Origin of the sequence: Nitrospirillum iridis (assembly GCF_014205765.1) — a bacterium.
Classification (GTDB): Bacteria; Pseudomonadota; Alphaproteobacteria; order Azospirillales; family Azospirillaceae; genus Nitrospirillum; species Nitrospirillum iridis.
On sequence record NZ_JACIIZ010000004.1, the window covers coordinates 64,936 to 85,887 of the forward strand.

The window sequence follows — 20,952 nt, forward strand, 5'->3', positions numbered from 1 at the left end:
ATCGGCGCCTATCTATCACGGGGCGCGGGGCCGAGAGGTCCGCGCCCCGACTGCTTTTCCAGGAGTTCCAACCATGAGACAGGGTGAAGTGGCGCCGAAGGCGCCGTGGATAGGGAACCCGCAGGGCGGCGTCAGCGCGCCCGACCCCGTGATCCTGCCCGATCCCGCCACCCGTTTCGCCCGCACCTCGGGCCGCCTGGGCGTGCTGGCCGTCGACCACCCCATGGGCGAATGGCTGAGCTTCCTGAGCGAGCTGTCACAGGCTCAGCATGAGGCCGCCGACATGATCGAGGTGCCCGAGCCGGACGCCGACGACGTCGCCAAGGCCACGGCTGCCGGCATGCCGCCCCTGGCCGCCGACGGACACGACCGCGACATGGCGTGGCGTGAGGCGCTGACCCTGATCCTGCGCTACTTTGATCGTTTACCCGACATGCCGGAACTAGTGGCCGCTGTCATCGACAGCCTGAACGACGTGGATGAGGAAACGCTGGAACGGCTGGCCGACGACTTCCTGCATGGTGAGGTCAATCCCGACGATGCCGGCCGCGCCGTCTTCATCGCCGCGGCGTTGCAGGTCTATTTCACCAAGCTGGCGGCCGGCCTGGAAGCGGCCGAGGTGCCCCTGCTGCCGGAGCGCAACCTGTGCCCGTGCTGCGGTTCCACGGCGGTGGCGGGGGTGATCACCGCCTCGGGCAAGACGCCGGGCGTGCGCTACCTGTTCTGCTCCCTCTGCTCCACCGCCTGGAACCATGTGCGGGCGGTGTGCATCACCTGCGGCCAGTCCGCCCACCTGTCGCTGAAAAGCGTGGAGGGGGAGAATGGTGCGGTGCAGGTGGAGACCTGCGACGACTGCCACACCTACGCGAAGATGCTGTACGCGGGGAAGGACCCCAAGCTGGACCCCTACGCCGACGACCTGGCCAGCCTGGGCCTGGACCTGATGGTGGCCGAGGTCGGCTGGCTGCGCCACGCGCCCAACCCGCTGCTGCTGGCGTAAACGGTCCCCCCCCGTCCACGTGGTGGTGAGGCGGTGGCCAAGGGCATGCCTGGCCGGTCCTGGCGGACCTATGGTGGCGCTTCATGGCAACAAGGGAGAAGCGCCCCATGACCGCCGATGCTGTAGGCCGCCGTCAGATGTTGGCAGGGATTGCCGTCGCGGGCTTCGCCGCCAGCGTTCAACCATCGGCGGCGGCGGGGACGACGCCACCGTCGGCCACGCCCGGCGACGTGCGGCAGGACATGGCCTCCTGCCGTTTCGGTGTCATCCATTACCGCTTCGTCAAACCCGCCACGCCCACGGGCAAGGTGCCGGTTCTGTGCCTGCATGCCTCGCCAGGGTCTGGGGTGGGGTTCAGCCGGTTCCTGCCGATCCTGGGGACGGACCGGATGGTGATCGCCGCCGATAATCCCGGCTTCGGCCTTTCCGACCGTCCGCCCCAGCCATCGACCATCGCCGATTTCGCCGGCGCCATGGCCGATCTTCTGGATGCGCTGCAGCTGACGCGGGTGGATCTGGTCGGCAGCCATACGGGGTCGGCCACGGCGGTGGAACTGGCGCGGCAACGGCCCAGGGCGGTGCGGCGCATCGTTCTGCATGCGGCCCCGCTATTCACCCCGCAGGAAATCGCTGATTACAAGTCCCGCCTCGCGGCGGACCATCCCGGCAGCCTGGATGAGGCCGCCGCCAAGCTGCCCGAGGTGTGGGCCAAATTCGGGCGCATGCGTCAGGATTTGGGTGACGACCTGGCCTGGCAGCTGTTCTGGGAGATGAACCGTGACCCGCTGCACCGGGGATGGGGCCACGATGCCGCCTTCGCGTATGACTATGCCGGCGGGCTGCGCCAGGTGACACAGCCGACCCTGGTGCTGAATCCGCAGGAGGCGATGTCGGCGGTCACCGCGCGGGCGCGCGGTGTCGCGTCCAATATCCAGGTCATGGACCTGCCCTGGTCCGGCGGCCTGTTCAGTGGCCATGCCGAGGACGTGGCCCCCCTGATCCGCGCCCATCTGGATGCATGAACCCGGGGTGCGACCGCTTCAGATGGACGTGTCTGAGGCGATCGCACGGCGGAACAAATCGATCTGTCCCCACCCTCAGAACAGCGCCACCGCCAGATAGCCGCTGACGATGCCCAGGATCACCACGCCGGCGGCGACGGCGGCCAGCGCCTTGGGCGGGAAGGTGCGGGCCAGCATGGCGACCGACGGCAGGCTGATGGGCGGCAGGGTCATCAGCAGGGCGCCGGCGGGCCCCACGCCCATGCCCAGCGACAGCATGGCCTGGATGATGGGCACCTCACCCGCCGTGGGGATGACGAACAGGGTGCCGGCGATGGCGAAGGCGGCGATCCAGGCGAAGCTGTTGCCGATCTCCGGCCCGATGGTGGGGAACAGCCAGGCGCGCGCCGCCCCCAGCAGCAGCACGATGACGATGTATTCCGGGATCAGGCGCAGGGACATGCGGCCCAGGATGCGCAGCCAGCGGGCGAAGGGGTTCTCGGCCTCCGCCTCGGCCTGAAGCGCCAGCAGGGCGGCCTGCTGGTCGGGGATGGGGCTGAGGCGGTTGACCAGCATGCCCAGGCCCAGGACCATCACCAGGCCGAGGCCCAGGCGCAGGCCCGTCCACTGCCACCCCAGGACGAAGCCGATGAAGACCAACGCCGCCGGGTTCAGGATGGTGTTGCCCAGCCAGAAGGCCATGGCCGCCCCGGGGGAGGCCTGCTGCCGCCGCAGGCCCAGGACCACGGGGGCCGCACAGCAGGTGCACATCATGCCGGGCAGGGACAAGAGGCCCCCGGCCAGCACGCTGCCGAAGCCGGTGCGGCCCAGGGTGCGGGCCACCCAGTTGACCGGCAGCAAGGCCTGGATGGCGGAGCCCAGCAGCAGGCCCAGCACCATGGCCTGCCAGATGGCCTTGCCGTAGGCCAGCGCATAGGCCACCGCCGTCTCCCACGACGGGGCGGGGGCGCTGGCCTCCGTTCCCATCAGGATGGATTTGCCGATGGCGTGGTTGGTCGCCGCCACGAAGGCGCGGGCGTAGTAGGGCGACCATTTCACGTAGAACAGGCCGGCCACGGCGATCAGCGCCACGAGGGCGGGCCCCACCCAGGGGGGAAGCTTGTGCGGCTTGGGGGATGTCAATTCCATGGGGATCCGCGTCCGGGGCATAAATTAGGGGGCGACGGACGGCAAGCCCGTCCGCGCTTCGGACCCAACCGGGCCACGGTTCGGCGGCAAGACGCCCTGTCATGGGACACCCCGCCTTTTGGCGGCGCCCCTCTTGATAGGCGTCATCGGCCGAACAAATATAGGCTTAACGCCGCGCCCCATTGTTGGCAATGTCGCCGGGTTGATGGGTCATATGCTGCCATCAAACGGTACAAAAACGGCGTTTTTCTACAATCAAAGGCGATGACGATGTCCGACATGCGCGTGCGTTTGACCGACCTGGCCCATGGCGGCGGCTGCGGCTGCAAGCTGGCGCCGGCGGTGCTGCAACAGCTGTTGGCCGGTCAGCCGCAGACGGCGGCGTACGCCAACCTGCTGGTGGGGACGGAGACGGGGGACGACGCCGCCGTCTGGCAACTGGACGAGCGCCACTGCATCATCGCCACCACCGACTTCTTCATGCCGGTGGTGGATGACCCGCGCGACTTCGGCCGCATCGCCGCCACCAACGCCCTGTCCGACGTTTACGCCATGGGCGGCCGGCCCCTGTTCGCGCTGGCCATCCTGGGCATGCCGCTGGGCAAGCTGGCGCCGGAGGTGGTGCGGGAGATCCTGGCCGGGGGCGCCAGCATCTGTGCCGAGGCCGGCATCCCCGTGGCCGGTGGCCATTCGATTGATAGTGGGGAGCCGATCTACGGCCTGGCCGTCATCGGCGTCGCCCCGCCCCAGGCCATCCGCCGCAACGCCACCGCCCGGGCCGGCGACGCCCTGATCCTGACCAAGGGCCTGGGTGTCGGCGTCTATTCCGCCGCCTTCAAGAAGCAGGTGCTGGACGCCGCCGGCTATGCGGAGATGGTGGCCAGCACCACCCTACTGAACAGCGTCGGCGCCACCCTGGCGCAAGATCCGGACGTTCACGCCCTCACCGACGTCACCGGCTTCGGCCTGCTGGGCCACGGGCTGGAGATGGCGCGGGGGGCGAAACTGACGCTGGAGGTCGAGTGGGACCGCCTGCCTTTCCTGTCGCAGGCGGCGGCCCTGGCCCAGGCCGGCCACATCACCGGCGCCTCCCACCGCAACTGGGCCAGCTATGGCGAGGAGACGCGCTTGCCCGCCGACCTGCCCCCCTGGCAACGCGCCCTGCTGACCGACCCCCAGACCTCCGGCGGCCTGCTGGCGGCCGTGGCGCCGGAGCGGGCGGAGGACATCTGCCGCCAGATCGTGGAAGCGGGGTACCCGCTGGCGCGTGTTATTGGGCGGGTGATGGAGGGGGAGCCGGTGGTGCGGGTGGGGTGAGGCGCGGGGCGGTCGCAAAATATATATGCGGGCGAATGTTCACCGTGTGGTCTTTTCGTTGCACGCTGGACAGGGCTGTCGGCGGCGTTCCGTCGATGTCAAGTTGTCGATCCACCCGCGATCATGGCCGCACCGGTCACAGGCCAGATGCACTCTCGGGCCCGCGACGCCCACCACCCGAAGCATGATCATCAACGGGCGCACCCGATTACGAAGGTGAGATGGAAAGCTCATTGGTTCAACTTGGGTCTCTTGGTACAAAACCGCGGCTGGGCGATATCGGCGATCCGCTGCGGTGTGAAGTCGAAATCCGCCTCCGGTTCGTCCTGGCGGAGCGCGTTGAGGAAGGACGGTCCGCGATCACCCGCCAATCGCCGGTAAGCATCATAACGGATAAGGACGAATGCCGGCTCGCCATGGTCCGTGACGATCACCGGCCCCTGCTCGGCCACCCGCGTCGCTTCAACGGGGTTCTGGTTGAACTCCCGACCAGAAATCATCGTGACCATGATAGGGCTCCTTACCATTGCTTGATGGTGCGATCCCTCAAATTGGGGGTGATCAGCGGCCAACGATACCACATGCTTTCCGGCGGTTCTTCACGGTGTGGTCGGCGCTAAAAAGTTGGCGGAAGGGAATGGGAGTCGAACCCACCCGGGACAGTCTCGCTGCCCCACCCGGATTTGAAGTCCGGACGCCCCACCAGGGGCGATTCCCTTCCGTCTTGATAACTCTCACAAAACCATAGGCGGGCCGAACAAGTCCAGCCGGTGCGGGTTGATGCGGCGCAGGTCGCCCCGGCGCAGGGTGATGCCGTGGCGGTCGAAGAAATCCAGGATCTGGATGGCGACCTTGCGGCCGTTGTCCATGCGGTCGCGGAAGGATGCCGCGACGAAGGTGCCGTCGGGGGCCTGGACGGCCACGTCCACCGCCAGGGCCACCATCTCCCGCACCGTGTCGCGCAGGAAGAAATGGTCGTGCGCCACCTGGTCGGCCCAGCCCATGCGGCTGGCCAGTTTCAGGATGCGCCGCACCTCCGTCTCCGCCCGGCCGGTGTCGGTGGCGATGTCGCGCACCCGGGGCGGGCGGAAGCGGACCTCCCCGCCCAGCAGGGGCGCTAACGCTGCCCACGCGGCCTCATCCTCCGGCGCCAGGCGCACGGTGTGGCCGGACAGGCGGATGAAGGCGCCGTCCAGCGCCACCAGGCCCTGGGCCACCGCCCGCTGGACGGCCACGGCGAACAGGGGGGCGGGCAGGCGGGGCAGCACGCTCAAGCGCAGCTTCTCCCGCCCCATGCCTTGCAGGTCCGGGTTCTCCGCGTGATAGGCGGTCAGCCGCTCGGTTAGTTGGGCCAGGAAGGCCGCCCAGTGGTCGGCCGACAGGGCGGTGCGGCTGTCGCCCTGTTCCAGCACCACCAGATCCAGGTCGCTGGCCAACGTCTCCGCCCGGTCGGCCGGTAGGGCGTGGTCGCGGACGAAGGCGGCGAGGTCCACGGCGTAGGGCGGGACGGCCAGCAGGGCGGCCAGGGCCGCCGCCGGCTCCGCCAGGGCCAGGGCGGCGCGCTGGGCCACGCGCTCCGCCGTGCGACGGCGGCGGGGCGGGGGGCGCAGGTCGAGGAAGCGGCCGCCGCCCAGGGTGTGCTGGGCGGAGACGTCACGGATGACATAGCGGTCGCCCACCGCCGCGGCGATGGGGCGTTCCAGCACCAGTTGCACCTGTGTCGCCTCACCGCCCGCCAGCGCCTCATCCGCCAGCAGCACGACGCGGGCGCCCACCTCCGCCGCCGCATGGTGCAGGCGCACGGGGAACCATTGGCCCAGCGGCTTGGCCCCGGCCTCACGCGGCAGCAGGCGCAGGCTGGCGTCGATGCGGTCGGTGGGGGCGTGCAGGGCCGGGGCCAGCACCATGTCGCCCCGGTGCAGGGCGCCCTTGGTGATGTCGGGGCCGGCCAGGTTCAGGGCGCAGCGGTCGCCGGCCCGGCCTTCCTCCGCCACCCGGTTCTGGGCATGCAGGGAGCGGACACGGGCGGGCAGGCCGGACGGACTGACGGTGACGCCGTCGCCCACCCGGACGCGGCCGGACAGCACGGTGCCTGTGACCACCACACCCACGCCGCTAAGGGTGAAGGCACGGTCGACGGACAGGCGGAAGGCGCTGGCCTCGGCGGCGGCCCTCTCGCCGGTCAGCGTGCGGGCGGTGGCGGCCAGCCGGGCGCGCAGGGCGTCGATGCCCTGGCCGGTATGGGCGGACACGGGCAGGATGTCGGCGCCGGCCAGGCTGGTGCCGTCCAGCGCCGCCGTGATCTCCGCCGGCACGGCGCGCAGGCGGTCGGGGGTGGCCAGGTCAGCCTTGGTCAGGGCCACCAGCCCGTGGCGGATGCCCAGCAGGTCGATGATGGCCAGATGCTCGCGCGTTTGCGGCATGATGCCGTCATCGGCCGCCACCACCAGCAGGGCGAAGTCGATGCCGCCGGCCCCGGCCACCATGGTGTGGACGAAGCGCTCATGCCCCGGCACGTCGACGAAGCCCAGGGTCGGCCCGTCAGGGACCGGCAGATAGGCGAAGCCCAAATCGATGGTGATGCCCCGGGCCTTCTCCTCCTTCAGGCGGTCGCCGTCGATGCCGGTCAGGGCGCGGACCAGGGCGGTCTTGCCATGGTCGATATGGCCGGCGGTGCCGATGATCATGGGAGGGCGGCCAGCGTGGCGATGAAGCCCGCCTCATCGCGCAGGCAGCGCAGGTCCAGCACCAGGCGGCCATCCTCGATGCGGCCGATGATGGGGCGGGGCAGGGCGCGGAAGCGAGCCGCCAGCCGGTTCAGCGCGGCGCCGCCGGCGGCCACCGCCAGGCCGGCGCTGGGCAGGGTGTCCAGCGGCAGGGCGCCGGAGCCGATCTGGCTGTCGCAGGCGCAGATATCGACGGCGTAGTCGGGCCCCAGGGCCGCCGCCAGCACGGGGGCCAGGCGCCGGGCCTGGTCCTCGATCTCCGCCCTGGGGCGGGACAGCAGGGCCAGGGTGGGCAGGCGCTGGGCCAGGCGGTCGGGGTCGCGGTACAGCTTCAGCGTCGCCTCGATGGCGGCCAGCCGCACCTTGTCCACGCGCAGCGCCCGCTTCATCGGGTTGCGGTTGACGGCGGCGACCAGGTCGCGGCGGCCGACAATGAAACCGGCCTGCGGCCCGCCCAGCAGCTTGTCGCCGGAGAAGGTCACCAGGTCCGCCCCCTCCGCCACCGCCTCGCGCACCGTGGGCTCGCGCTTCAGGCCATAGGTGGAGAGGTCCACCAGGGTGCCGGACCCCAGATCGTTCAGCAGGGGCACGCCGCCGCCATGGGCGATGGCGGCCAGGTCATGCGCCAGCACCTCTTTGGTGAAGCCCTGGATGCGGTAGTTGCTGGTGTGGACCTTCAGGATCACGCCGGTCTCGGCGTTCAGCGCGGCCTTATAGTCCTTGGCGTGGGTGCGGTTGGTGGTGCCCACCTCCACCAAGGTGGCGCCGGCCTGGGCCATGATGTCGGGCATGCGGAAGGCGCCGCCGATCTCGATCAACTCCCCGCGCGAGACGATGGCGCCCCGGCCCCGGGCCAGGGTGTTCAAGGCCAGCAGCACGGCGGCGGCGTTGTTGTTGACGATTGTGGCGTCCTCCGCCCCCGTCAAATCGCACAACAGGGCGCGGACATGGTCGTCCCGCTCCCCCCGGCCGCCGCTGTCCAGGTCGAATTCCAGGGCCACCGGCTCGCCCATGGCGGCCAGCGCCGCCGCCTGGGCCTCCTCCGCCAGCAGGGCGCGGCCCAGGTTGGTGTGCAGCACCGTGCCCGTCAGGTTGAACAGGGGGCGCAGGCCGGACTGGTTCGCGGCGTCCAGCCGCGCCAGGGCCAGGGCGGCCACCGTGTCCGGGTCCGGCACGACGTCACCGCCGGCCAGCAGGGCGGTGCGCGCCTCCGCCAGTTGGGCGCGGATGGCCTCGGTCGCGGCCGTCCGGCCGTGCCGGTCCAGCAGCGCCTGGGCGGCGGGGCGGGTGAGGACGGCACTGATGGAGGGCAGGTCACGCAAGCGCACGGGAGGGGATGCCTGGGCTGTCATAGGGATGCCCTCCGTTGTGGCGGCATTTAAAAACTTGGTCAATCGCCACCGATGTAGGGCGCCACCACACTGCCTGGCATGCCCGGCCGAACCCTCCGTCCGGCAAGGTGGCAGATTAATAACTATAAAATAATGTACAATATATGTTATTGACGGATGATGTCGGCGGTGTTTGAAATTATCCACCGAACATGAGTGACCAAGTGAGGGTGAAATGACGGCGATGGCCAAGGCGGAGCGACGCGCGCATCTGTGGGTCGAGGCCTGTCTGCCCCTGTTGGCGCTGCTGTCCCTGATGATCGTCGGCCAGATCGGCGCCGTCATCCAGTGGTGACGGACTGCTGGTGATAGGCCGGCGGTGAATCACCAGAAGTTCGCGTGAAATAGGGGCGGCACCCCGGACATGAAAACGGCGGCCACGGAATGACCCGGGCCGCCGTTCGTACTTCCCCGTTGGTGTGTCAGGGCGGGAAAGCCCCCTTGCCGAGGGGCCCTCTTGTCAGTTGGTCGCCGGGTGCTGCGCCGTGCGATCCACCAGCCCGCCCCAATTGCTGATCGAGATCAGGTGGCAATAGACCAGGTGCAGCCAGCCGCGCTCGCGCCAGCGCAGGAGTTCCTCGGCCGGCAACTGGTTGAACTTCGCCTCGTCGATGACCTTGAAGCCCGCCAGGCTCAGCTTCTGGCCGTCCTTCAGGGTGATGTCGGCGCGGTTTTCCACCAGCAGGTCGGCCTTGGACAGGGCCTCGACGAACTCGGTCGTCGCCTTGTAATGGCCCTGGTAGTCGCTGCAGAAGGCCAGCGCGTTGCGGGTGACGTCGGTCGGCTGGCCGCCGTCGAACAGCTTGTTGGCGCCGCCCTGGTTGACCGTGGGGGCCGCCTCGTCGATGCACAGGGTGAATTCCCCGCGCTCGCGGTTTTCCAGGAAGATGAAGGGATAGCGGCGGACATAGGCCGGGATGTAGGAGCCGGCCGCCCACGTGCCGTCGGCGTCCACGAACAGGTTCTCACCGTTGCGCAGGCCCAGCAGGGCCACCGCCTGGGGCGGGGCGCCGTCCAGGAACAGGATGGGGTAGTGCTTGCACGCCAGCGTCATTTCCGCCCCGATCACGGGCACGGAATTGGCGCCCGAGGCGAACTGGTAGTCCGTGATGGGGGCCAGCGACATGTCGCCGTCACGTTCTGCGGCCAGGGGGCGGGGGCGCAGATAGAAGGCGGGAAGGGTTTGCGTGCTCATCTCTGTTCCAAATCCCGGATCATGGGGGTGTTTCGTCGTTGCCGCTGTGGGTTGCCGCCGTCGCGCCCCTGGTTGGGCCGGCACCGTCCCGGCTGGGACGCGGGGTGCCGGCACCCCCAAGTGCCAACGGCGAGGGTGCGGTCATGCCCTCGCCGCCACGGTACCACCAACGGTGGCGGCAAGGGCACCGCTAATCGGCATTGTTGACCAAACCTATCCCGCCGGGCACCCCACCTCATCAGAAGGGGGCACCCGGCCGATCCGGGAATGACTACTCGGCCGCCTGCCCGAGGGTGCGGGCCACGGCGTGGCGGTTGGCCGGCACGGGTAAGCCCAGGTGCCCGCGCAGGGTCTGCGCTGTGTACTCTGTCCGGAACAGGCCGCGCTGTTGCAGGATGGGCACCACCTTTTCCGTGAACTGGGCGAAGGCGCCGGGCTTGGAGACGTGGATGTTGAAACCATCGGCGGCCCGGCCCACGAACCAGCGCTCGATCTCATCGGCGACCACCTCCGGCGTGCCGACGAAGCCGGAGCGCCAGCGGCCGAAGCGCCAGGCCGCCTCGCGCAGGGTCAGGTTCTCCTCCCGCGCCGTGCGCACGATGCGCTCGGCATGGCCCTTGTAGCCGTTCAGGCTGACATGGCTGAGGTCGGGGAAGGGGGCGTCGAGGTCGTACTGGCGGAAGTCGTGGTAGTTGAAGGGGCGGCCCAGCTGCACCAGCAGCTTGTCGAGGTCTAGTTCCGCCTCATGCTGGGCCGCCAGCCGCTCCGCCTCCTCCTGGGTGTCGGCCAGGGTGACGACCACTCCGGGGAAGACCTTGATCTGTTCCGGATCGCGGCCCTTGGCCTTGGCGCGGGCCTTGAGGTCGGCGTAGTAGGCCTGGGCCGCTTCGAAATTTTCGGCGCTGGCGAAGGTGGCGTCGGCGATGGTGGCGCCCAGGTCGCGGCCGGCGTCGCTGTCGCCCGCCTGGAAGATGACCGGCTGCCCCTGGGGGCTGCGGGTCAGGGCCAGGGGGCCGGCGACGGAGAAGAAGCGGCCCTTGTGGTTCAGGGGGTGCTGCTTGCCCTTGTCCAGGAACACGCCGGCCGCCTTGTCGCGGGGGAAGGCGTCGTCCTCATAGCTGTCCCACAGGCCCTGGACCACGGACACGAACTCGGCCGCGCGCTGATAGCGCTCCGCATGGTCGAAATGGTCGTCGCGGCCATAGTTGCGGGCGGCCCCCTCCAGCCCCGTGGTCACCACGTTCCAGGCGGCGCGTCCCCGGCTGATATTGTCCAGCGAGGCGAACTGGCGGGCGACGTTGTAGGGCTCCCAGTACGATGTCGTCAGCGTGGCCACCAGGCCGATGCGCGACGTCGATACCGCCAGCGCCGACAGCAGGGTCAGTGGTTCCAGCCGGTTCAGGAAATGCGGGGCGCTGTCGGGGGTGATGTAGGGGCTGTCGACGATGAACACCAGGTCGAACTTGGCGGCCTCGGCCCGGCGGGCGGCGTCGATGTACCACTGGATATCGACGCTGGCGTCGCCGGGCAGGTCGGGGTCGCGCCAATCGTCATGGGTGGTGCCGACGCCGGCCAGGATGGCGCCCAGGTGCAGGGTACGGGCGGGTGCGCTCATGGGTGGGTTCTCCGTTGATCAGGGGGTGGGGGCGGCGACGGGCTTGCGCCCGCGGGCGAACAGCTCGCCCATGCGCCAATGCAGGTTGGGGGACTGGCCGGCCCATTCGTGCCAGCCGGAATCACGGCGAAACTGGCCCAGCAGGCCGGAGGCGACGATGGCCTCGGCATCCACGGCCACCGGCTCATCGCAGTTGGGCGCCACGTACAGGGCGTCGGACTGGCAGTAGAGCTCGCACAGGAAGCAGGTCTGGCAATCCTCCTGCCGGGCGATGACGGGCGGGCCGCCGGGCTGGGCGTCGAAGACGTTGGTGGGGCAGACCTGGACGCAAGTGTCGCAGTCGGTGCAGCGGTCGGCGAGGACCAGTTCGATCATGGACGGTCCCTTTCTCAGGCGACTTGGGTGGCGGGGGCGGCGGCAGGGGCGGTGATGGCGGGTACGGTGATGTCGGCGGCCACCCACACCTCGTCCAGACCGCCGCTTGACAGCCGGTGGGCCAGGGCGGGGTCCGTCGTCGCCACGTCTTCACGCCGGTGCAGGCCCCGGGTCTCGGGCCGGGCCAGGGCGGTGGCGGTGGACCAGCGGGCGCAGGCCACCAGGGCCGCCGCCTCCCGCGCCCGCACGCGGGCGGTGGCGTCGGCACCGGGCGCCAGATGGTCGCGCGCGTCCCGCCACAGGCCGTCCAGCGTGGCCAGCGACCGGGCCAGGACGGGGCCGCGGCGGAACAGGATCTTGTCGTAGGGCAGCATCTCGGCCCGCACCCCGTCGGTCAGCAGGCGGCTGAGGTCGGCTGTGGCCGGTGTGCCGCGCGGGCGCAGGCCGGCACCGCCCGCCGCCTCCACCGGCGTTTCCGCCCGGCGGCCCCGGTCGTGGGCCAGGCGGGCGACGGCCTGGCCGGCCCAGGTGCCGGACGAAACGGCCCAGGCGGAGTTTTGCGCCCCGCCGCCGGAAATGGCGCCGGCGATCAGCTCCCGCGTGGCGGCGTCGCCGGCGGCGTAGAGGCCGGGCACGTCGGTCTGGCAATCCTCATCCGCCAGGCGCAGGCCACCGGTGCCGCGCACCGTGCCTTCGCCCTGCAGGGTGATGGTGAAGCGCTGGGTGAAGGGGTCGATGCCCTGGCGCTGGAAGGGCAGCAGGATGGCCGGCTGGATCTGCGGCAGGATGGCGCGCAAATCCACCGGCATGCGGGCCAGCGTGGCATAGACCGGCCCGGCCAGCAGGGCGCGGGCCAGGGGCAGGGTGACGTCGGGATCCCCGCCCGTGTCGATCTCCCGCCCCGCCGCGTCGAAATAGTCGGCGAAGGCGTAAGAGGCCGAGCGGGTCTGGGTGGAATGCCGCTCCGCCACCGTATGGTATGTCGAGAATTCCATGCCCGACAGCCGCGCCCCGGCCTCGGCGGCCATCAAATGGCCGTCGCCGGTGTTGTTGCGGCTGCCCAGCAGTTTGGCCAGGAAGGCGCAGCCCCCGGTGGCGACGATGACGCCGGCGGCGCGCACGGTCCAGTCACGGCCCGCCGGGGGCCCCTCCTGCCGCCGCACCCCCCGGGCGCCGGCCGCCGACCCGTCGGCGTGCAGCAGCAGTTCCAGGGCCGGGCTGTGGTCCAGGATGCGGACGCCCCGGGCCTCGGCATAGCGGCGCAGGGCGCGCAGATATTCCGGCCCGCGCAGCGACTGGTAATGCGGCACGCCGCCCGCCGTGATCGAATGCTCGTAATAGGCGGCCAGGGTGGGCAGGGTGCGCCAGGTCGTGTCGATGATGCGCGCCATCCAGCGCGGATCGGCCAAGCCCAGGGCGCGGGCGTTGCGCTCGCGCACCGCCTGGGCCCGCTTCTCCGGATCGGGCGGCACCCACCAATGGTTGGGGCCGGCGGTAGCGGTGACGCCGCTGGTGCCGCAATAGCCCTTGTCGGCCAGGATGACCTCGGCGCCGGCCTCCGCCGCGGCGATGGCGGCCCAGCACCCGGCCAGGCCACCGCCGATGACCAGCACGTCGGTTTCAAGCGTCAGGGTCATCCCTTACATCCTCAACGAAGCGGGCTCAACGAAGCGGGAAGCCGAAATCGGCCAGGATTTGCCGCAGGCGGTGGCGCCCGGCCAGGGCGGCGGGACCGCGCACCCGGGCCGTCACCGTGTCGCTCCAGTCCGGGGCGGTGATGCCTTGATCGGCGTAGAAGGCGCGGATTTCGCCGTCATAGGCGGTGATGGCCGCATCCGATGCCGTGGCGTCGTAGCGCTCATGGTGCAGCACCACGCTTTGGGGCAGGCGGGGCTTCACGCCCGCCGGCCGGGCCGGGTCGGGATAGCCCACGCACAGCCCGAACAGCGGCAGCACCTTGGGCGGCAGGTTCAGCTCCGCCGCCACCGCCTCGGTCTCGTTGCGCAGCGCGCCGATATAGACGGTGCCAAGCCCCAGGGATTCGGCGGCGACCACGGCGTTCTGCGCCGCCATGGTGGCGTCGGTCACGGCCACGATCAGGGTTTCCAGATAGTCCAGCCCGGCGGCGTCGCCCACCTTGGCCCGGGCCAGCGTGTCCAGGCGCGACAGATCGGCCAGCCAGACCAGGAACAGCGGGGCCTGCTCAATATGCGCCTGGTTCTGCGACCAGGCGGCGAAGCGGCTCTTGCGGGCGGGGTCGGTCACCGCCACCACGCTCCACGCCTGCAGGTTGGAGGAGGTGGCGGCCGACTGCGCCGCCGCCACCAGGGTTTCCAGCGTGCCTTCCGGCAGCGGGTCGGGGCGGTAGGCCCGCACGGACCTGTGTGACAGCAGGCCGGTCAGCACCTCATTCCACTGGTCCGGACCCAGGGCGGCCGGGTCGAGCGGGCGGCGCGCGCCATAACGGCGGGCCAGCAGCTCGGCCGCGGGATGGGGACGGTCGTGCGCGGGACGGGTGGCGAAGGCCGGGACGACGGCGGCAAGCGTCATGGGTCGGGTCTCCGAATGGGTGGGGGGGCGGGGATCAGCGGGGCAGGGTGAAGCTGCGGTCGTAGGTCGCGGCGACCTCCACCCGGCGGGGGATGACACCGGCCTCGAAATAAAGGTCGGCGACCGCCTGGTGCACGGTGATGGCGTCATCCGTCACGGCGGGCAGCACCGTCACCTGCTGGCGGGAAAAGGTCAGGGTGGCGACGTCCAGGGGGGTGCCGGTGTCGCGGGCATAAGCCTCCGCCTGTTCCTGGCGATGGGCTTGCGCCCACTGGTAGGCGCGGCGGACGCGGGCGATGAAGTCGGTCAACTGGGCGCGCTTGGTGGCGATGGCGCTGTCGCTGGCGACCCCGCATTCCACCTCGCGCACGGTGCCCTGGCTGCCCACAAGGATGCGCATATGGTCCTGGATCTGGGCGGCGGCGACGTAGGGGTCCCAGATGGCCCAGGCGTCGATGGCGCCGCTGCCCAGCGCCGCCTTGGCATCGGCGGCCGACAGGAAGACCAGCGTGACATCGGATAGGGGCACGCCCGCCTGTTTCAGCGCGGCCACCACCAGCAAATGGCCGGGGGAGCCGCGCACCAGGCCGACGCGGTGGCCGCGCAGGTCGGCCACGGTGCGGATGGGGGCCTTGTCGGGCACGATGACGGCCGCCCCGCCCTGGCCGAAGTCCCACACGTTGATGGTCTTCAGCTTGGCGCCGGCGGCCAGCGCGAAGGTGGTGGTGGCGTCGCCGACATAGCCGAAGTCGATGGCGTCGGCGTTCAGCGCCTCCACCAGCGGGGCGCCGACGGGGAACAGGGCCCAGTCGATGCGATAGGGCACGTGGTCCAGCTCCCCCGCCGCCTTCAGCAGCACCTGCACCGCCCCGCGCTGGTCGCCCACGCGCAGGGGGGCCAGGCTTTCCGCCCGGGCCTGCGCGGCCAGGACGGAAAGTGCCAAGGCGGCGATGACGGCCTTAAAGGTCGGCATAGTGGGCCTGGTCGGCGATCAGCACCCGCTCCACCACGCGGGGGAAGTCGCCATAGTTGCGCACGGCGTAATGCACGGCGGCGCGGTTGTCCCAGAAGGCCAGGGAGTTGGGGCGCCAGGAGAAGCGCACCTGGTACTCCGGCCGTTTGTACTGGTTCAGGATCAGGGTCAGCAGTTCCCGGCTTTCCGCCAGTTCCACGCCCAGGATCTGGGGCTTTTGCGAATAGTTGACCCACAGGATGGTGGCGCCCGTCTCCGGATGGCGGCGGGCGACCGGGTGGGCGACGATGGGATAGTCCCGGCCCACCTTGTTCAAGGCCTCGCGGAAATCGTGGGTGACGTGCAGGCCTTCCAGCCGGCGCTTCACGTCGTCGGGCAGGCCGTTGTAGGCGGCCTCAGCGTCTACCCAGATGGTGTCGCCGCCCACTTCCGGGATGGTGACGCCGCGCAGCACGGCGCCCCAGGCCGGCACCAGGCGCCAGCTGGTGTCGGTGTGGTACTTGTCCTCATGCGCGGTGTCCGGCTGGCCGGCCTTGGCCGCCGCCTCCTTCCGCGCCTGTTCGTGCTTGGCGAAATCCGCCGCCGTGATGCCGTGGATCTGGGGGTGATGGTCCACGCCGGTGGTGGTGGGGTGGGTGTAGATCGGCCCGAACTGCCGGGCGAAGGCAAGGTGCTGGTCGCGGGTGATGTCCTGGTCGCGGAAGAACACCACCTTGTGGCGCAGCACGGCGGCCCGGATGGCGTCGCGCGTGGCGTCATCCAGGGGGCGGGTCAGGTCCACACCGCTGATTTCCGCCCCGATGGTGGGCTGCAGGCGGCGGATGCTCAGCGTTTCCGCCCGGGTGCTGTCGGCTTGCTTCAGTGATACCACGCCCATGTCATGCCTCCGGCTTGTCCGGCGGCAGGGGCTGCCGCCGGCGGTGAGATGTCGGGAAAAGGGGCTGTCTCGTGGCCAAGTGTAGCGCGGAAGGATCAGCCGGAAATTTTAGAAATCGTGCTGATTCCCTTTTGGCGCGCGCATGAATGAACCGTCAGAACTTCACGGAAACGCGGCTGTAATAATAGCCGCCGGTAATGCCGAATGGAGAGAACAGGCCATATTTGTTCAGGCCCGTCTTGGCGTCGACGATGCCGATGGCGTCGGGATAGACGTCGAACAGGTTGTTGGCGCCCAGGCTGAGGGTCAGGCGGTCGCTGAGCTCGACGCCCACATCCAGGTCGGTGATCCATTTGGCGCTGAAGGTCCGGTCGTTGGCGGCCACGGTGCCGGCCTCGGTATAACTGCCATAGCGGGTCACGCGGCTGCCGACACGCAGGCGGTCCCAGTGCCAGTCGGCGGACAGGATGGCCTTGCCGCGCGGCGTGCCGTCGGTCAGGTCGGCCTGCTTCTGTCGGTCGAACAGGGCGTAGCCCAGGCTGGACAGTTGGGTGGGGGTGGGCTTGATGTGGGTGATGGTGGTGCGCGTCCAGCTGTAGGCGGCACCCAGGCGCACGTCGCCGGCCCCGCCCAGGTCCACCAGGTAGTTGGCCACCGCGTCCACCCCGTCGGTGCGGGTGTCGACGGCGTTGGTGTAGTACTGCGCCGACAATCCCGGGGCATAGCCGGCGGCTTGCAGGATGGAGGAGACGGTGCTGCCCGTCAGCAGGCCGGTCTGGACGATGCGGTCCTTGATGTCGATGCGGTAGGCGTCCAGCGTCAGCTGCAGGCCGTGCGCCGGCTCCGCCGTCACGCCGACGCTGTAGTTGGTGGACGTCTCCGGCGTCAGCGGCGTGGCGCCCAGGGCCTTGGCCTGGCCCGAGCTGGCGGGCAGCACCTTGATGGGCAGGGTGATGTAGTTGCCCGCCGCGTCCACCGTGCCGGTGAAGGTGGAAGAGGCGTAGATGGTCTGCGCCAGCGACGGTGCGCGGAAGCCATTGCTGACCGTGCCGCGCAGGGCGTAGCCGGGCGCCAGCTCATAGCGCGTGGCGACCTTGCCGCTGGCGGTGTCGCCCACGCTGCCGGTGTAATGCTCCACCCGGCCGGCGGCGTCCAGGGACCAGGTGGGCGTCAGGTTGGTCCCCAGGTCGATGTAGGCGGCGCCGTTGTTGCGGGCGATGGCCCCACTGTCGGCGGGCGAGGTGCCGGAGTAGGAGGCCAGGCCCGGCGCCGGATGCTGGCCGGCATAGTAGCCGGAGGGGATGACATAGCTGCCGATGGCGTAGCTGGCGGGGTCGCCCGGGCCGATCTCATAGCGTTCGTACCGGTGTTCCAGGCCCCAGGCCAGGGTGACCGGCGCGCTCCAGCCCACATCCAGTGGGCGGCTGACATCCAGGTTGGTGGTCACCTGGTCGAAGGTCTGGTCGGCCAGGTGGAAATAGGTCGGGCTGGTGGGCCCCAGCGAGGCGTTCAGCGTGTTCTCGCCGTCCAGCTTCGCGGCGTCCCGGCCATAGGTGGTGCTGAGGTCCCAGGACCAGGGGCCGATATCCCCCCGGCCGCCCACCGTCGTCTGGAAGTCCGTCTCCCAGATGCGGCGCAGCGCGTTGAAGCCGTTGGGGTAGACCTCGGCCAGGGAATTGATGTTGTTGGGCAGGAAGCTGCCGGTGTTCTTGCGTGACCGCCGCTTGGAGACGGTGGAGAAGGAATAGACGGTGACGTCGTCGCCCAGGGGCAGTTCCGCGTTGTAGGAGCCGCTGTAGATGGTTTCCTGCCCGGGGCCGTAGCCGCCGCCGTAAAAGGTGCGGTCGGCCGTGGCCTCGCGCGGGTCGCGGCCGCCCCCGGGCAGGGGATTGTACAGGTTGGCGACGCTGGTGGGGGCGGCGCGGCTGGCCGACTGGTTGTCCTTGTAATCGGCCGACAGGTTGATGAAGCCCTGGCGGGGCAGGTCCAGGCCGTAATTGGCGGCCACATGCTTGGTGAAGCCGTCGCCGCCGTAGTTCTGGCCCAGGCTGCTCTCGACGCTGCCGCCTTCGGGCTGCTTTTTCAGGATGATGTTGATGACGCCGGCGATGGCGTCGGACCCGTATTGGGCGGCGGCACCGTCGCGCAGCACCTCGATATGGTCGATGGAGCCGACGGGGATGAGATCCAGGTCCACTGGCACGCCGCCGTTGGCGATGCGCGCCAGGTTGTTGATCAGCGCCGTGTTGTGCCGACGCTTGCCGTTGACCAGCACCAGCGCCTGATCGCCGTTCAGGCCGCGCATGGTGGTGGAGCGCACGGTCCAGCTGGTACCGCCGCCATTGACACCCGGCAGGTTGAAGGAGGGCACCAATTGGTTCAGCAGTTCCTTCAGGCCCACCTTGCCGGTTTCCGCCAACTGTGCGGCCCCCACCACGTCGATGGGGGAGGGGCTGTCGATGGCCGCCCGGCGCACCCCGCCGCGCAGGCCCGTCACCACGGTTTCCTGCACGGCGTCCAGGTCGGCGCTGGCGGCGGCGGCGTCGCCGGCGGGGGCTGGCTGGTTCGCGGCCGGCTCCCCCGCCTGGGCCCCCGCCTGGGCGCAGACGGGCAGGGCCAGGGCCGTGGCCACCAGCAGGACCTTGTGACGGTTCAGAAGCGCGGCGGCACGCATGGTAAAACCCCCTTGGGTCCGGCTTGGCGTACCTGCCGGACTTCCCCGATGTTGAATAAAGCGGTGGGGTTTTTAGACAGGGCGGTGCCACATCCCGTAAATCGACTTATCCTTGAGGGATTTATGAGGGGACTAAATTGGTAGTCCGCTCGCCTATCCTTGTGATGGGCGGAGCGTCGCCGGACCTTGGAAAGGCTGGAAACTTATAATGCGATAAATAAGTGTGAAATAGCGAGCTATGCGATATATTGTACATCGCTATGTTGCAGAGTCTGGTTGCTGGCGCCCATGTTGCCGTGTGTAATTACGGCCAATGAGACCCCGGACAGTGAGGACCGCGCCCATGCCCCCCAATCTGCCCACCGAGCTATTGCGCACCTTCGTCGCCATCGTCGACGCCGGCACCCTGCAAAAGGCGACGGAGCGCATCTTCCTGACGCAGTCAGCCCTCAGCCTGCAGATCAAGCGGCTGGAGGATCTGTTGCAGACGCCGCTGTTCCTGCGGGAGGGGCGGCGCCTGACCCTGGCGCCGGCCGGCGTGACCCTGCTGGGCTTCGCGCGCAAGATCCTGGAAATGAACGAGCAGGCGGTCAGCGCCGTCACCTCCGGCGCCTTCGCCGGGCCGGTGCGGGTGGGCATGGTGCAGGACATGACCGACACGCTGCTGACGGGCGTGCTGGCCAGCTACGCCCAGATCCATCCCCAGGCGCAGTTGCACGCCCGCATCGCCGGCACGGCCGAACTGCTGGAATTGCTGACGGCCGACCGGCTGGACGTGGTGGCGGGCTTCGGGCCGGCGGGGGACCCCAACGGCGTGCTGACCGTGCCCGTGCGCTGGATGGGCAACCCGGAACTGCTGGGCGCCGACGTCCTGCCCCTGGCCGTGCTGGAAACGCCCTGCCGCTTCCGCGAGGCGGCGCTGTCCGCCCTGGACCGCATCGGCCGGCCCTACCGCATCGTGGTGGAAACACCCAACCTGTCCAGCCTGCGCGCCGCCGTGCGCGCCGGCCTGGGCCTGACCTGCCGCGCCATGGCCTTCGACCCGCTGCCGCCCCTGCCCGAGGGGGTCCTGCCGCCGCTGGCCCCGGTCAGCGTCACGCTGGCCCACCGCGCCAACCCGTCGGAGTCCATCGCCAGCCTGATCGGCCTGGTGCGCCAGGCGATCGCGGCGCAGGGCGAGGACGGGGACGATGGCGAGCAGGACGAGCCGCGGGCCAACGCTGCCTAAGCCTGCGATCGCTTGAATGCGAAAGGCCCGCGACATCGCTGTCGCGGGCCTTTGGTGTTTGGCTTTGGCGGGTTTTGGCGGCCGTTTACGCGTCATACCCCGGCGATTCCCGCGCCAGGCGGCGCAGCAGGCCGGCCCAGGGCAGCTTGGCGTGATCGGGACGGTGGTTGGCCACCTGCTGGCGCACCTCGGCCTGGGCGTGTTCGGGCGCCAGCAGGATGCCATCGCGTCCGGCGCTGAGGGTGCGGACCTGCAGGGTGGCGGAGCGTTCCAGGGCGTGGATGCCCAGGAAGGCGTGGGCGGCGGTGGGGCCCAGCGCCAGGGTGCCGTGGTTGCGCAACAGCATCAGGCTCTTGTCGCCCAGGTCGGCCACCAGCCGCTCCCGCTCATCCAGGTTCAGGGCGATGCCTTCATAGTCGTGATAGGCCAGGCGCGGGATGACGGTCAGCGAATGCTGGTTCAGGGGCAGCAGGCCCTCCCTGTGCGCCGACACGGCGATGCCGTCGGCGGTGTGCAGGTGGATGACGAACCTGGCGTCGGGCCGGGCGCCATGGATGGCGGAATGGATGGTGAAGCCGGCGGGATTGATGCCGTACTCCGTCTCCCCCCACACCGGGGCCTGCAGGATGTTCCCGTCCAGATCCACCTTCACCAGGCTGCTGGCGGTGATCTCATCGAAATACAGGCCGTAGGGGTTGATGAGGAAGTGCTCCTCCGGTCCCGGCACGCGGGCGGAGATGTGGGTGTAGATCAGGTCGGTCCAGCCGAACAGGGCCACCAGGCGGTACAGCGCCGCCAGTTCCACCCGCACCTGCCATTCCGCCTCGTCCACCCGTCCCTTCAGGGACTGGATGCCCAGATAGGATCCGTCCGCCATCCTC

General features: G+C 69.8%; 17 protein-coding genes and 1 tRNA gene. 4 read left to right on the forward strand and 14 right to left on the reverse strand.

Features of this window, described 5'->3' with window-relative positions; all coding sequences use genetic code 11:
- Window positions 1-73: 73 nt before the first annotated feature.
- Together fdhE and FHS74_RS07925 are read left to right on the forward strand one after the other, a co-directional pair.
- A complete protein-coding gene (fdhE, locus tag FHS74_RS07920; RefSeq protein ID WP_184799243.1) occupies window positions 74-1,000 on the forward strand; it encodes a formate dehydrogenase accessory protein FdhE in 927 nt (308 codons plus the stop codon).
- A gap of 107 nt (window positions 1,001-1,107) precedes the next feature.
- On the forward strand, window positions 1,108-2,022 hold the full coding sequence (locus tag FHS74_RS07925) for an alpha/beta fold hydrolase (protein ID WP_184799245.1): 915 nt from the start codon (window positions 1,108-1,110) through the stop codon (window positions 2,020-2,022).
- Between the two features lie 75 nt (window positions 2,023-2,097).
- Here FHS74_RS07925 and FHS74_RS07930 read toward each other — a convergent pair whose 3' ends face one another.
- Complete coding sequence (locus FHS74_RS07930) at window positions 2,098-3,150, reverse strand: permease (protein WP_184799247.1); 1,053 nt, start codon at window positions 3,148-3,150, stop codon at window positions 2,098-2,100.
- A gap of 270 nt (window positions 3,151-3,420) precedes the next feature.
- Between FHS74_RS07930 and selD the strand changes: the two genes are divergently transcribed.
- Entirely contained in the window at window positions 3,421-4,467 is a 1,047-nt protein-coding gene (gene selD / locus FHS74_RS07935) for a selenide, water dikinase SelD (RefSeq protein WP_184799249.1), read from the forward strand.
- 230 nt (window positions 4,468-4,697) lie between these two features.
- On the opposite strand, the gene FHS74_RS07940 is transcribed toward selD, so the two are convergent.
- The 12 genes from FHS74_RS07940 to FHS74_RS07995 all read right to left on the reverse strand — a co-directional run bounded on the left by FHS74_RS07940 (window position 4,698) and on the right by FHS74_RS07995 (window position 18,843).
- Window positions 4,698-4,976, reverse strand: coding sequence for a type II toxin-antitoxin system prevent-host-death family antitoxin (locus tag FHS74_RS07940; RefSeq protein WP_184799251.1), 279 nt, complete (start codon window positions 4,974-4,976; stop codon window positions 4,698-4,700).
- A gap of 116 nt (window positions 4,977-5,092) precedes the next feature.
- A tRNA-Sec gene (locus tag FHS74_RS07945) sits at window positions 5,093-5,188 on the reverse strand.
- Between the two features lie 13 nt (window positions 5,189-5,201).
- Window positions 5,202-7,154, reverse strand: coding sequence for a selenocysteine-specific translation elongation factor (gene selB, locus FHS74_RS07950; protein WP_184799253.1), 1,953 nt, complete (start codon window positions 7,152-7,154; stop codon window positions 5,202-5,204).
- Entirely contained in the window at window positions 7,151-8,521 is a 1,371-nt protein-coding gene (gene selA / locus FHS74_RS07955; protein ID WP_343066883.1) for an L-seryl-tRNA(Sec) selenium transferase, read from the reverse strand. The genes selB and selA overlap by 4 nt, the downstream gene beginning before the upstream one ends.
- A 523-nt stretch (window positions 8,522-9,044) precedes the next feature.
- The gene (locus tag FHS74_RS07960) at window positions 9,045-9,779 is read right to left on the reverse strand and encodes a SapC family protein (protein ID WP_184799257.1); all 735 of its coding nucleotides are present in this window, start codon (window positions 9,777-9,779) and stop codon (window positions 9,045-9,047) included.
- Between the two features lie 271 nt (window positions 9,780-10,050).
- Window positions 10,051-11,394: an LLM class flavin-dependent oxidoreductase gene (locus FHS74_RS07965; protein WP_184799259.1), complete on the reverse strand. Its 1,344-nt coding sequence runs from the start codon at window positions 11,392-11,394 to the stop codon at window positions 10,051-10,053.
- Window positions 11,395-11,412: 18 nt separating this feature from the next.
- Entirely contained in the window at window positions 11,413-11,769 is a 357-nt protein-coding gene (locus tag FHS74_RS07970; protein WP_184799261.1) for a 4Fe-4S dicluster domain-containing protein, read from the reverse strand.
- Window positions 11,770-11,783: 14 nt separating this feature from the next.
- Window positions 11,784-13,406, reverse strand: a complete 1,623-nt coding sequence (locus FHS74_RS07975) for an FAD-dependent oxidoreductase (RefSeq protein ID WP_184799263.1) — start codon at window positions 13,404-13,406, stop codon at window positions 11,784-11,786.
- 25 nt (window positions 13,407-13,431) lie between these two features.
- On the reverse strand, window positions 13,432-14,319 hold the full coding sequence (locus FHS74_RS07980) for an NADPH-dependent oxidoreductase (RefSeq protein ID WP_184799265.1): 888 nt from the start codon (window positions 14,317-14,319) through the stop codon (window positions 13,432-13,434).
- 34 nt (window positions 14,320-14,353) lie between these two features.
- Window positions 14,354-15,292: an ABC transporter substrate-binding protein gene (locus FHS74_RS07985; RefSeq protein ID WP_184799267.1), complete on the reverse strand. Its 939-nt coding sequence runs from the start codon at window positions 15,290-15,292 to the stop codon at window positions 14,354-14,356.
- Entirely contained in the window at window positions 15,279-16,169 is an 891-nt protein-coding gene (locus FHS74_RS07990) for a TauD/TfdA dioxygenase family protein (protein ID WP_184799269.1), read from the reverse strand. Before FHS74_RS07990 ends, FHS74_RS07985 begins: the two co-directional genes overlap by 14 nt.
- Before the next feature lie 154 nt (window positions 16,170-16,323).
- Window positions 16,324-18,843 carry a TonB-dependent receptor plug domain-containing protein gene (locus tag FHS74_RS07995; RefSeq protein ID WP_184799271.1) on the reverse strand — a complete coding sequence of 840 codons (2,520 nt, stop codon included), beginning with the start codon at window positions 18,841-18,843 and terminating at the stop codon, window positions 16,324-16,326.
- A 343-nt stretch (window positions 18,844-19,186) separates the two neighbouring features.
- Here FHS74_RS07995 and FHS74_RS08000 point away from each other — a divergent pair, with 343 nt between their 5' ends.
- Window positions 19,187-20,071: a LysR family transcriptional regulator gene (locus FHS74_RS08000; protein WP_184799273.1), complete on the forward strand. Its 885-nt coding sequence runs from the start codon at window positions 19,187-19,189 to the stop codon at window positions 20,069-20,071.
- An 85-nt stretch (window positions 20,072-20,156) separates the two neighbouring features.
- Here FHS74_RS08000 and FHS74_RS08005 read toward each other — a convergent pair whose 3' ends face one another.
- A complete protein-coding gene (locus FHS74_RS08005; RefSeq protein WP_184799275.1) occupies window positions 20,157-20,948 on the reverse strand; it encodes a class II aldolase/adducin family protein in 792 nt (263 codons plus the stop codon).
- Window positions 20,949-20,952 lie beyond the last annotated feature (4 nt).